The sequence below is a fragment of the Deltaproteobacteria bacterium genome (assembly GCA_016875225.1).
Taxonomy (GTDB): domain Bacteria; phylum Myxococcota_A; class UBA9160; order SZUA-336; family SZUA-336; genus VGRW01.
The window spans coordinates 1-12,697 of the sequence record VGRW01000093.1 but is presented as its reverse complement, the minus strand read 5'-3'; the positions used below and the strand labels follow the sequence as shown (position 1 = coordinate 12,697).

The 12,697-nt window shown below is 65.6% G+C and carries 8 protein-coding genes; all 8 read left to right on the top strand.

What is annotated here, in order from left to right:
- The coding region (locus FJ108_16085; protein ID MBM4337405.1) for a 50S ribosomal protein L10 at nt 1–451 on the top strand (451 nt) is incomplete at its 5' end.
- A 77-nt stretch (nt 452–528) separates the two neighbouring features.
- On the top strand, nt 529–906 hold the full coding sequence (locus tag FJ108_16080) for a 50S ribosomal protein L7/L12 (GenBank protein ID MBM4337404.1): 378 nt from the start codon (nt 529–531) through the stop codon (nt 904–906).
- Between the two features lie 117 nt (nt 907–1,023).
- A complete protein-coding gene (rpoB, locus tag FJ108_16075) occupies nt 1,024–5,148 on the top strand; it encodes a DNA-directed RNA polymerase subunit beta (protein MBM4337403.1) in 4,125 nt (1,374 codons plus the stop codon).
- A gap of 15 nt (nt 5,149–5,163) precedes the next feature.
- Nucleotides 5,164–9,339 (top strand): DNA-directed RNA polymerase subunit beta', encoded by a 4,176-nt coding sequence (rpoC, locus tag FJ108_16070; protein MBM4337402.1) that lies wholly within the window; start codon nt 5,164–5,166, stop codon nt 9,337–9,339.
- 270 nt (nt 9,340–9,609) lie between these two features.
- Nucleotides 9,610–9,981: a 30S ribosomal protein S12 gene (locus tag FJ108_16065; protein ID MBM4337401.1), complete on the top strand. Its 372-nt coding sequence runs from the start codon at nt 9,610–9,612 to the stop codon at nt 9,979–9,981.
- Nucleotides 9,982–9,991: 10 nt separating this feature from the next.
- Nucleotides 9,992–10,462: a 30S ribosomal protein S7 gene (rpsG, locus tag FJ108_16060; GenBank protein MBM4337400.1), complete on the top strand. Its 471-nt coding sequence runs from the start codon at nt 9,992–9,994 to the stop codon at nt 10,460–10,462.
- A 14-nt stretch (nt 10,463–10,476) separates the two neighbouring features.
- A complete protein-coding gene (fusA, locus tag FJ108_16055) occupies nt 10,477–12,546 on the top strand; it encodes an elongation factor G (protein ID MBM4337399.1) in 2,070 nt (689 codons plus the stop codon).
- 39 nt (nt 12,547–12,585) lie between these two features.
- A partial coding sequence (locus tag FJ108_16050) for an elongation factor Tu (GenBank protein MBM4337398.1) occupies nt 12,586–12,697 on the top strand: 112 nt, incomplete at its 3' end.

Genomic DNA, 12,697 nt, shown 5'->3' with positions numbered 1-12,697 from the left:
CCCCCGCGGCATGACCGTCGACAACGCGAACGCGCTCCGCGCCAAGCTTCGCGCGGCGGGTGGCAAGCAGATCGAGTATCGCGTCGCGAAGAACACGCTGCTCACGATCGCGACCCGAGGCACGCCGCACGAACCGATCGCCAGGCACCTGCAGGGTCCGACCGCGATCGCGATTGCGTTCGAAGAGCCCTCGGCGATGGCGAAGGTCCTCGTCGCCTACGCGAAAGAGAACGAGAAGTTCCGCATCAAGGGGGGAGTCGTCGACGGGGAGCTCGTCGATCCGGCCGGCGTGGCCGTCCTCGCGCAGCTTCCGAGCAAGCTCGAGCTTCGCGGCATGCTCGCCGGGACGCTCCAGTCCCCGCTTCGCAATCTCGCAGGCACGCTGCAGTCACTCCTCGGGCATCTGCGCAACGCTCTCGAACAGCGCCAGCAGAAGCTCGAGGCGAACTGAGTCCCGCAAACACCAGGTAGCCCCGGCTCCGGCGCACGTTGCGCCTTAATCCGATCCGGGCACAGGAGGCAAGTCCGATGGCAACCGTCGAAGAAATCTTCTCGCAGATCAACGAGCTCAAGCCCATGGAGATCGCTTCGCTCATCAAGAAGATGGAGCAGGAGTGGGGCGTCACGGCCGCTCCGGCCGCGGTCGCGGTGGCGGGGCCGGCTGCGGGAGCGGCCGCTGCGGCGGCGGAAGAGAAGACGGAGTTCGACGTCATCCTCGTTTCGGCGGGTGACAAGAAGATCCAGGTCATCAAGGAAGTCCGCGCGATCACCGGTCTCGGCCTGAAAGAGGCCAAGGACCTGGTCGAGGGAGCTCCGAAGCCCGTGAAGGAAGGCGTCTCCAAGGACGAGGCGGCCAAGATCAAGACGCAGATCGAAGCGTCGGGCGGACAGGTCGACATCAAGTGAGTCAGTGAGCGCGCAACGCGCGACATCACCGCATTTCAAGCGTTCGCAAACCAAGCCGGGATGACCGGCCCCGGGTTGCGCGTGCATTCGTGCGCGCATTCGGGAAGGGGAGGGTGAATGGAAGCTTCCTTCAATTCGGGGCGACTCCGGAAGGACTTTTCCAAGATACAGCGGATCATCGACATCCCGAACCTGATCGACATCCAGAACCGATCGTTCGAGCGGTTCCTTCAGGCGGACGTCGCGCCCGAGAAGCGCGAGTCGGTGGGTCTGCAGGCGGTCTTTCATTCGGTCTTCCCGATCCGCGACTTCAACGAGACGGCCTCGCTCGAGTTCGTCTCGTACACGCTCGAGAAGCCCAAGTACGACGTGCAGGAATGTCTGCAGCGCGGGATGACCTACGCCGCGCCGATCAAGGTCACGATCCGGCTGATCGTCTGGGACAACCCCGGAGAGGGTCACCAGAACATCCGCGACGTAAAGGAGCAGGAGGTCTACTTCGGCGAGATTCCGGTGATGACGGAGAACGGCACGTTCATCATCAACGGGACCGAGCGGGTCATCGTCTCTCAGCTGCACCGCTCTCCCGGCATCTTCTTCGACACCGGCCAATCGACGGCCGTCACGTCGGCGGGCAAGAAGCTCTACTCCACCAGAGTGATTCCGTATCGCGGCTCGTGGCTCGACATCGAGTTCGACCACAAGGACCTGATCCAGGTCCGGATCGACCGGCGGCGCAAGCTGCACGGAACGGTGCTGCTGAAAGCGCTCGGCTACTCGCCCGAGGAGCTGCTCTCGTTCTTCTATGCGCCGGAGCTGATCAAGATCGACGGCCGCAAGCTCTCGAAGAAGGTCTCCGCGCCCGAGCGGCTGCTCGGCCAGCGCGCCACCAAGTCGGTGAAGAGCGACGACGGCGAGACGATCGTCCGCGAAGGACGCAAGTTCACCCAGGCCGCGGTGCGCAAGATCCGCGAGGCGGGGATCGAGTGGATCCCGATCGGCCTCGATGATCTCGTGCGCGACGATGGCGTGAAGCGCGTCGCGCCCGAGGACATCGTCGACGAGACCACCGGCGAGGTCATCCTCGAGTGCAACGAGTCGATCACCGAGGAGATCCTCGAGGAGCTGCGCAAGCGCAACCTGCTCGAGTTCCAGCTGCTCTACCTCGATCCGGTCACCACGGGAACGGCGATCCACGACACGCTGAACGCCGACAAGACCATGACCAAGGAAGAGGCGATCATCGACATCTACCGGCGCCTGCGGCCGGGAGATCCACCGACGATCGAGACGGCGACCACCGTCTTCAACAACCTCTTCTTCAACCCGGAGCGATACGACCTTTCGCGCGTGGGTCGGCTGAAGCTCAACCACAAGCTCGGAGTCGACGTTCCGCTCGACGAGACCACGCTGCGCAAGGACGACATCCTGCTCGCGGTCAAGTACCTCGTCGATCTGAAGAACGGCGATCCCGACAAGCGCATCGACGACATCGACCACCTCGGCAATCGCCGCGTCCGCGTCGTCGGCGAGCTGCTCGAGAACCAGTACCGGATCGGTCTGGTCCGCATGGAGCGGGCGATCAAGGAGCGCATGAGCCTGCAGGAGATCGAGCAGCTCATGCCGCACGACCTGATCAACTCCAAGCCCGTCTCGGCGGTGATCAAGGAGTTCTTCGGCTCCAGCCAGCTCTCGCAGTTCATGGACCAGACGAACCCGCTCTCGGCGGTCACCCACAAGCGGCGTCTGTCGGCGCTCGGGCCCGGCGGTCTGACGCGCGAGCGCGCCGGCTTCGAGGTCCGCGACGTCCACAGCACGCACTACGGACGCATCTGCCCGGTCGAGACGCCGGAGGGTCCGAACATCGGGCTGATCGCGTCGCTCTCCACCTACGCGCGCGTGAACGACTACGGCTTCATCGAGACTCCGTACCGCGAGGTGAAGAACAACAAGGTCACCGAGAACGTCCGCTACCTGTCGGCGCTGGAAGAGGAGCGGGTCGCGATCGCGCAGGCGAACGCAGCCGTCGGAAGCGACGGCAAGTTCAAGAACGAGGTGGTCTCGGCGCGAGAGAACGGCGAGTTCGTGATGATCGGTCGCGAAGAGATCGACATGATGGACGTCTCGCCCAATCAGCTCGTCTCGGTGGCGGCCTCGCTGATTCCGTTCCTCGAGAACGACGACGCGAACCGAGCGCTGATGGGCTCGAACATGCAGCGCCAGGCGCTGCCGCTGCTTCGGACCGACGCACCGTTGGTGGGCACGGGAATGGAAGGCGTGGTCGCCCGTGATTCCGGGGCCACGATCGTCGCCAAGCGCAGCGGCGTGGTCGAGAGCGTCGATGCCTCGCGGATCGTGATCAAGCCGGATCCCGACGCCGAGGGCGCGGATGCCGCGCCGGACATCATCAATCTGATCAAGTACCGGCGCTCGAACCAGAACACCTGCATCAACCAGAAGCCGATCGTGAAGGTCGGGCAGCGGATCCGGAAAGGGCAGGTCATCGCGGACGGAGCCGCGACCGACCGCGGCGAGCTCGCGCTCGGCCGGAACATCCTGGTCGCGTTCATGCCGTGGGGCGGATACAACTTCGAGGACTCGATCCTGATCTCGGAGAAGATCGTCAAGGACGATCTCTTCACCTCGATCCACATCGAGGAGTTCGAGGTCGTCGCTCGGGACACGAAGCTCGGTCGCGAGGAGATCACCCGGGACATCCCGAACGTCGGCGAGGAGGCGCTCGCCGATCTCGACGAGAGCGGAATCGTGCGCATCGGCGCAGAAGTCCAGCCCGACGACATCCTCGTCGGCAAGATCACGCCGAAGGGCGAGACCCAGCTCTCTCCCGAGGAGAGGCTGCTCCGCGCGATCTTCGGCGAGAAGGCCGGGGACGTGCGGGACACCTCGCTCCGCGTCCCGCCGGGACAGAGCGGCACCGTGATCGGCGCGCGCGTCTTCTCGCGCCGCGGCACGGACAAGGACGATCGCGGTCGTTCGATCACCGACGCCGAGATCGCGAAGCTGCGCATCGATCAGGAAGACGAGATCCGGATCGTACGGGAATCCGCGCTGAACCGCGTACGGGAGCTGCTGATCGGCGAGCGCGCGAGCGTGCGCATGGCCGACGAGCGCAAGAAGGACGCCTGGCTGAATCCCGGCGACACGATCACGGAGGGACACCTGGCCGAGGTGCCGCGCCGCAAGTGGCGCGACATCCGAGTCGAGAATCCGGCGAAGCAGACCCGCATCGAGACGATGCTGGCCGCTGCCGAGGAACAGGCGAGCCTGATCAAGACGGTGTTCGAGGAGAAGATCGGGCGCCTGAAGAAGGGCGACGAGCTGCCCCCGGGCGTCTTCAAGATGGTGAAGGTCTACGTCGCCACGAAGCGCAAGCTCTCGGTCGGCGACAAGATGGCGGGCCGGCACGGCAACAAGGGCGTCATCTCGCGCATCCTGCCCGAAGAGGACATGCCGTACATGCCCAACGGCGAGCCGGTCGAGCTGGTGCTGAACCCGCTCGGCGTGCCGTCGCGAATGAACATCGGACAGATCCTCGAAACACACCTCGGCTGGGCTGCGCGCGGACTCGGCGAGCAGGTCCAGGCCCATCTCGACGAGCACTACTCGCCCGCGAAGATGCGCGATCGCCTGAAGACGGTGATGGCGAAGCCGGAGGCCAAGAAGATGGTCGACGGCCTCGCGGACGACGAGGTCATGGACATGGCGCGAAGGCACGTGCGCGGAATCCACACCGCGACTCCGGTCTTCGACGGCCCGACCGAGGCCGAGATCAAGGAGGCGCTCCGGGCCGGCGGCATGCCGGCCTCCGGCCAGACCGTGCTCTTCGACGGCCGCACCGGCGATGCGTTCCACGGCGACGTCACGGTCGGGATCATGTACATGATGAAGCTGCATCACCTGGTCGACGACAAGATCCACGCCCGCTCGATCGGGCCCTACTCGCTGGTCACGCAGCAGCCGCTCGGCGGCAAGGCGCAGTTCGGCGGGCAGCGCCTCGGCGAGATGGAGGTGTGGGCGATGGAGGCCTACGGCGCGGCCTATGCGCTGCAGGAGTTCCTCACCGTCAAGTCCGACGACGTGATCGGCCGCACGCGAATGTACGAGTCGATCGTGAAGGGCGATTGCGAGCTCATGCCGGGTCTGCCGGAGAGCTTCAACGTGCTGATCAAAGAGATGCAGAGCCTCGGGCTCAACATCGACCTGCTCGAAGACATCCAGTAGAACGGGAGAGCCGGAATGCGCGACCTCTACAATCTCTTCGAGAAGCCGAAGGATCCGCTCAGCTTCTCGGGCATGAAGATCACGATCGCCTCGCCCGAGAGGATCCGCGAGTGGTCGTACGGCGAAGTGAAGAAGCCGGAGACGATCAACTACCGGACGTTCAAGCCGGAACGCGACGGCCTGTTCTGCGCCAAGATCTTCGGGCCGGTCAAGGACTACGAGTGCAACTGCGGCAAGTACAAGCGCATGAAGCACCGCGGCGTCGTGTGCGAGAAGTGCGGCGTCGAGGTGATCCAGTCCAAGGTGCGGCGCGAGCGCATGGGTCACATCACGCTGGCCGCGCCCGTCGCGCACATCTGGTTCCTGAAGTCGCTGCCGAGCCGGATCGGCAATCTGCTCGAGCTGACGCTGAAGGATCTCGAGCGCGTGCTCTACTTCGAGTCGCACATCGTGATCGACGGGCTCGATTCGCCGCTGCGCCGGGGTGAGCTGCTGAGCGACGAGCGCTTGATGCAGTGCAAGGAAGAGTACGGGCCGAACGCGTTCAAGTACGGCATTGGCGCCGAGGCGATCCGCGAGATCCTCGCCAAGATCGAGGTCGACCAGGAGACCGTCACGCTGCGCACCGAGATGAAGGAGGCCACCAGCGAGGCGAAGCGCAAGAAGCTCGCGAAGCGCCTCAAGGTGCTCGACGCGTTCAAGGAGTCGGCGAACCGCCCGGAGTGGATGATCCTCGAGGTCGTCCCCGTGATCCCGCCGGACCTTCGGCCGCTGGTGCCGCTCGACGGGGGTCGCTTCGCGACCTCGGACCTGAACGACCTGTACCGCCGCGTGATCAACCGGAACAACCGCCTGAAGCGCCTGCTCGAGCTCAACGCTCCCGAGGTCATCATCCGCAACGAGAAGCGGATGCTGCAGGAGGCGGTCGACGCGCTATTCGACAACGGGCGCCGCGGCAAGGTGATCACCGGGCCGAACAAGCGCCCGCTGAAGTCGCTCTCGGACATGCTGAAAGGCAAGCAGGGTCGCTTCCGCCAGAACCTGCTCGGCAAGCGCGTGGACTATTCGGGCCGATCGGTGATCGTGGCCGGACCCGAGCTGCGCCTGCACCAGTGCGGCCTTCCCAACAAGATGGCGCTCGAGATCTTCAAGCCCTTCATCTACTCGAAGCTCGAGCAGCGCGGCTACGTGACCACGATCAAGGCCGCCAAGAAGATGGTGGAGAAGGAGCGCCCGGAGGTCTGGGACATCCTGGCCGAGGTGATCCAGGAGCACCCGGTGATGCTGAACCGGGCACCGACGCTCCACCGGCTCGGCATCCAGGCGTTCGAGCCCGTGCTGATCGACGGCAAGGCGATCCAGCTACACCCGTTGGTGTGCTTCGCGTTCAATGCCGACTTCGACGGCGACCAGATGGCCGTCCACCTGCCGCTCTCCGTCGAGGCCCAGATCGAAGCGCGCGTGCTGATGATGAGCACCAACAACATCCTCTCGCCGGCCAGCGGCAAGCCGATCATCACCCCGACCCAGGACATCGTTCTAGGCGCCTACTACCTGACGCGCGAGCGGCAGTTCGCGCAGGGCGAGGGGATGAGGTTCGCGTCGATCGACGACCTGCGCGCCGCGTACGACGCCGGCGCCGTCGATCTGCAGGCCGCGGTCGAAGCGCGAATCGAGGGCAAGCTGCAGAAGACCACCGTCGGGCGCGCGCTCTTCTTCGACATCGTGCCCGAGGGGGGGCCGTTCGAGCTGGTGAACCGCGTGATGGATCGCCGCACCCTCGGCGATCTGGTGAACGAGGTCTACCGCCGCGTCGGCAACAAGGCGACGGTCATCCTCTCCGATCGGCTTCGCACGCTGGGCTACGAGTTCGCGACCCGCGGGGGCATCTCGATCTGCATCGACGACATGAAGGTCCCCGCGACCAAGGCGAGCCTGATCGCCGAGGCGCAGGACGACGTCGGCGAGTTCCAGCGCCAGTATCAGGAAGGCCTGATTACCGACGGCGAGCGTTACAACAAGGTCGTCGATCGCTGGGCGGCCGTCACCGACGAGCTCTCGCAGAACCTGATGGCGGCGATCGCGCACGAGGACACGAAGGATCGCTCCGGTCGGACCGTCACGGTTCCGAGCATGAACTCGATCTTCATGATGGTCGATTCGGGCGCGCGCGGCTCCGCGCAGCAGGTCCGGCAGCTCGCAGGCATGCGCGGTCTGATGGCGAAGCCCTCGGGCGAGATCATCGAGCGGCCGATCCTGGCGAACTTCCGCGAGGGACTGTCGGTGCTCGAGTACTTCATCTCGACCCACGGCGCCCGCAAGGGTCTGGCGGATACCGCCCTCAAGACCGCGAGCTCTGGTTACCTGACTCGGCGTCTGGTCGACGTCGCCCAGGACATGATCGTGAACGAGATCGACTGCGGCAGTCTCGACGGCATCGAGATCCATCAGCTCGTCGAGGGCGGCGAGGTCATCGAGCGGCTCGGCGACCGCATCCTCGGTCGCGTCGCGCTCGCGGACATCAACGACCCCGTCACCAACGCGGTGCTCGTTCGGGCGAACCAGGAGATCGACGAGGACAAGGTGCGCAAGCTCGACGAAGCGGGTGTCGAGCACGTGACCATCCGCTCGGTGCTCACGTGCAACGCGCTTCGCGGTGTCTGCGCACACTGCTACGGACGCGATCTCGGCCAGGGCAAGCTCGTGAATCTTGGCGAGGCGGTCGGCGTGATCGCGGCGCAGTCGATCGGCGAGCCGGGTACCCAGCTCACGATGCGCACGTTCCACATCGGCGGAACGGCCACGCAGCGGGTCGAGCAGTCGCACGTCGAGGCGCGAAACGAGGGGCTGATCAAGTACCTGAACGTGGTGACGATCCGCGACAAGCACAACGCGATCATCGTCATGAACCGGAACGGCGAGATCGCGGTCGTCGACGCGACGGGTCGCGAGCGCGAGCGCTACCCGATCGTCTACGGCGCGAAGCTCCACCTCGCCGATGGCGCTGCGGTGAAGGCCGGGCAGCTGATCCACGAATGGGATCCGTTCCAGACCCCGATCCTCGCGAACGTCGCGGGTCGCGTGAAGTTCGGCGACATCATCGCGGGCCAGACGATGGAGGAGCAGGTCGACGAGTTCACCGGGCTCTCCCGAAAGGTCATCGTCGAAGCGAAGGATCCCGATCTGCGGCCGCGCATCCTGATCGAGGACGCCGACGGCAACACGCTGCAGTCGTACATGATGCCCGTGGGCGTGAACATCTCGGGCAACGAGGACGAGATGGTCGAGCCCGGCGACACGCTCGCGCGCATCCCGCGCGAGACGACCAAGACGAAGGACATCACGGGCGGCCTGCCGCGCGTGGCCGAGCTCTTCGAAGCCAGGAAGCCCAAGGAGTTCGCGATCGTCTCCGAGATCGACGGAACGGTCTCCTTCGGTCCGGACGTGCGCGGCAAGCGACGCGTGATCGTCACGCCGGAAACCGGGGATGCCAAGAACTACGACATCCCCAAGGGCAAGCACATCGCCGTGCACGAGGGAGATTTCGTGCGCGCTGGCGAGGCGCTGATGGGCGGCTCGTCGAACCCGCACGACATCCTGAAGATCAAGGGCGAGAAGGAGCTCGCGAAATACCTGCTCGACGAGGTTCAGGAGGTCTACCGCCTCCAGGGCGTGTCGATCAACGACAAGCACATCGAGGTGATCGTGCGACAGATGCTGCGCTGGGTCAGGGTCATCGAAGTCGGCGACACCGACTTCCTGATCGGCGAGCAGGTCGAAAAACACGTCTTCGACACCGCGAACCTGCAGATGGAGGCCGAAGGGAAGAAGTCGGCGAGATCCGAGGCGATCCTGCTCGGGATCACCAAGGCGTCGCTCTCCACCGAGAGCTTCATCTCCGCGGCCTCGTTCCAGGAAACCACGAAGGTGCTCACGGAGGCCTCCATCTCGGGCAAGACCGATCGGCTGCTCGGATTGAAGGAGAACGTGATCATGGGGCGGCTGATTCCCGCCGGAACGGGCATGCCCCGGTACCGGTACATGGGAATCCGCATCGAGGGCGCGGATCCGGGAATCGAGGAGGAGAGTGCCGAGGAGGAGCGGCCCGCGTCGCGCTCCGGCGAGGCGGCCGAAGTGGGTCTGATGGCGCGGGGAACCGCCGGCTCGGGCAGTGGCGGGCTCGACCTGTAGGCGCGCGCCTTCGCCCCGCTTTCGCCGGCCCGTGTGCGCGGTTGACACGGATCGGTTTCCCAATATAATTCGGCCCCTTCCGAGCGGAGGACGCAGGTTCCTTCGGGTTCGCCTTCGGGGACTCGCTCGGTAGGGAACTCCGCACAAGATCCACCGTCCACCGGGGTGTCAAGCAGGGGGGTGAAACTCCCTGTCCTGCGAACATCCAGCGGGCGGGTAGTCGTTCGTGCGAAGACTTCCAGATTCGCAGAACCTCACACAGGGGCCGAGATGCCGACGATTCAACAGCTGGTCCGCAACGGGCGCGCGATCAAGCAGAAGAAGATCAAGGCCCGTGATCTGATGCAGTGCCCGCAGCGACGCGGCGTTTGCATCCGTGTATCGACGCAGACGCCGAAGAAGCCGAACTCCGCGCTGCGCAAGGTGGCGCGCGTCCGGCTCTCGAACGGGCGCGAGGTCTGGGCCTACATCCCCGGCGAGGGACACAACCTCCAGGAACACTCGGTGGTGTTGGTGCGCGGCGGACGCGTCAAGGACCTTCCCGGCGTTCGCTACCACATCGTGCGGGGCACGCTCGACACGCTCGGAGTCGACGGCCGCAATCAGGGCCGCAGCCGCTACGGCACGAAGCGGCGGAAGTAGGAGCAGGACGATGCCCCGACGACGCGAAGTCCCCCGACGCGAGACCACACCGGATCCGAAGTACGGCGATCGTCAGGTCGCGAAGTTCGTGAACGTGCTGATGAGCTGCGGAAAGAAGAGCACCGCCGAGGCGATCGCCTATGGCGCGCTGCAGCTCGTCGAGGAGCGCGGGCAGGAAGAGCCGGTGCGGGTCTTCCGGCGCGCGCTCGAGAACGTGCGCCCGCGCATCGAGGTGAAGAGCCGGCGCGTGGGCGGCGCGACCTACCAGGTGCCCGTGGAGGTCTCGCCGAATCGTGGCTCGGCGCTCGCGATGCGCTGGGTGGTCCAGTACGCGCGCGCGCGAGCGGGGAAGTCGATGCAGGAGAAGCTCGCGGCCGAGCTTCTCGATGCGGCGGCGGAGCGCGGCGAAGCGGTGCGCAAGCGCGAAGAGACGCACCGCATGGCGGACGCCAACAAGGCGTTCGCCCACTACCGCTGGTAGGGCGGAGTCGAAGCATGTCCTCGGATCCCTCCCTCGAGCGAACTCGCAACATCGGCATCATGGCCCACATCGATGCCGGCAAGACGACGACGACGGAGCGGATCCTGTTCTACACCGGTCGCAACTACCGGCTCGGCGAGGTGCACGAAGGCACCGCGACGATGGACTGGATGGAGCAGGAACAGGAGCGCGGCATCACGATCACTTCTGCCGCGACCACCTGTCACTGGCGCGACCACCGCATCAACCTGATCGACACGCCGGGTCACGTCGACTTCACGATCGAGGTCGAGCGAAGCCTGCGCGTACTGGACGGCGCAGTCGCGGTCTTCTGTGCGGTCGGCGGTGTCGAGCCGCAGTCCGAGACGGTCTGGCGACAGGCCGACAAGTACGGCGTGCCGCGGATCGCGTTCGTGAACAAGATGGACCGCATCGGCGCGAACCTCTTCGACGTCGTCGCACAGATGCGAGGCAAGCTGGGTGCGACGCCCGTTCTCCTGCAGCTCCCGATCGGAAGCGAGGATCGCTTCGCGGGCGTGGTCGATCTGATTGCGTTGAAGGCGATCGTCTGGAAGGACGAGACCCAGGGCTCGGAGTTCGCCGTCGAGGCGATTCCGGCCGCACTCGAGGCGCAGGTCGCTGAGTACCGCGACAAGCTGCTCGAGGCGGTCGCCGAGTACGACGAGACGCTGCTCGCGAAGTACCTGAACTCGGAGCCGATCGCCGAGGACACGATCCGCAAGGCGCTTCGCGAAGCGACGATCCGGCTCGCGATCGTGCCGGTCCTGTGCGGCGCCGCGTTCAAGAACAAGGGCGTGCAGCCGCTTCTCGACGCCATCGTCGACTACCTTCCCTCGCCCATCGACGTGCCGCCGGTCAAGGGAGTCGATTCGAAGGGCAATCCCGTCGAGCGCAGCGCGAAGGCCGACCAGCCGTTCGCGGCGCTCGCCTTCAAGATCATGAGCGACCACTACGTGGGGCAGCTCGTCTTCGTTCGCGTCTACTCGGGCACGCTGAAGGTCGGGCAGAATGTGCGCAACCCGACCCAGGATCGGCGCGAGCGCGTCGGTCGGATCATGAAGATGCACGCGAACCACCGCGAGGAGATCGACTCGATCTCGGCCGGCGACATCGCGGCGCTCGTGGGGCTGAAGAAGACCTTCACGGGCGACACGCTCTGCGCCGAGAACGCGCCCGTCATCCTCGAGTCGATCGAGTTTCCCGAGCCGGTGATCGAGATCGTGATCGAGCCGAAGACCAAGGCCGATCAGGAGAAGCTCTCCGAGGCGCTCGGGAAGCTCGCGGTCGAGGATCCCTCGTTCCGGGTGCACACCAACGAGGAGACCGGGCAGACGCTGATCGCCGGGCAGGGCGAGCTTCACCTCGAGATCATCGTCGACCGTCTGCTGCGCGAGTTCCAGGTCGCAGCGAACGTCGGCAAGCCGCAGGTCGCCTACAAGGAGACGATCCTCCAGGCGGCCAAGGCCGAGGGGCGCTTCATCCGTCAGTCCGGCGGCAAGGGTCAGTACGGCCACGTCGTGCTGGAGCTGGAGCCGAACGGTCGCGGCCAGGGGATCGACTACGCGAGCGAGGTCGGCCAGGGCCACGTGCCGCGCGAGTTCTGGAAGGCGATCGAGCAGGGCGCGCGCGAGGCGCTGCAGTCCGGGGTTCTCGCCAGCTTCCCGGTCGTCGACGTTCGCGTGCGCCTCGTCGACGGCTCCTACCACGACGTGGACTCGTCGGAGCTCGCCTTCAAGATCGCGGCCTCGATGGGCGTGAAAGAGGCCCTCGAGCGCGGCAAGCCCGTGCTTCTCGAGCCGGTCATGTTCACCGAGGTGGTCGCGCCGGAGCCCTCGATGGGCGCCGTGATCGACGATCTGAACGCGCGGCGCGGACGAATCACGATGGTCGAGCCGCGCGGAAACGCGCAGGTGATCCAGGCCGAGGTGCCGCTGGGCACGATGTTCGGCTACGTGAGCAGCCTGCGTTCGATCACGCAGGGTCGCGCAACCTACACCATGAAGTTTCATCACTACGCTGCTGCTCCCGAGTCGGTCTCGGGGAGCGTGGTCCGCAGCTCCTAACGTCCGGCCGGAGGCCGGCTCCTCTCGGGGGTCAAGCAAATGTCCAAGGAGAAGTTCGAGCGAACCAAGCCTCACGTGAACGTGGGGACGATCGGTCACGTGGATCACGGGAAGACGACGTTGACGGCGGCGATCACGGCGCGTCAGGCGA

What these genes read in the sequence shown, in the direction of transcription:
- FJ108_16080 (MBM4337404.1), top strand. Translation starts at nt 529, where the DNA reads ATGGCAACCGTCGAAGAAATCTTCTCGCAGATCAACGAGCTCAAGCCC.
- FJ108_16065 (MBM4337401.1), top strand. Translation starts at nt 9,610, where the DNA reads ATGCCGACGATTCAACAGCTGGTCCGCAACGGGCGCGCGATCAAGCAG.
- rpsG (MBM4337400.1), top strand. Translation starts at nt 9,992, where the DNA reads ATGCCCCGACGACGCGAAGTCCCCCGACGCGAGACCACACCGGATCCG.
- rpoB (MBM4337403.1), top strand. Translation starts at nt 1,024, where the DNA reads ATGGAAGCTTCCTTCAATTCGGGGCGACTCCGGAAGGACTTTTCCAAG.
- rpoC (MBM4337402.1), top strand. Translation starts at nt 5,164, where the DNA reads ATGCGCGACCTCTACAATCTCTTCGAGAAGCCGAAGGATCCGCTCAGC.
- fusA (MBM4337399.1), top strand. Translation starts at nt 10,477, where the DNA reads ATGTCCTCGGATCCCTCCCTCGAGCGAACTCGCAACATCGGCATCATG.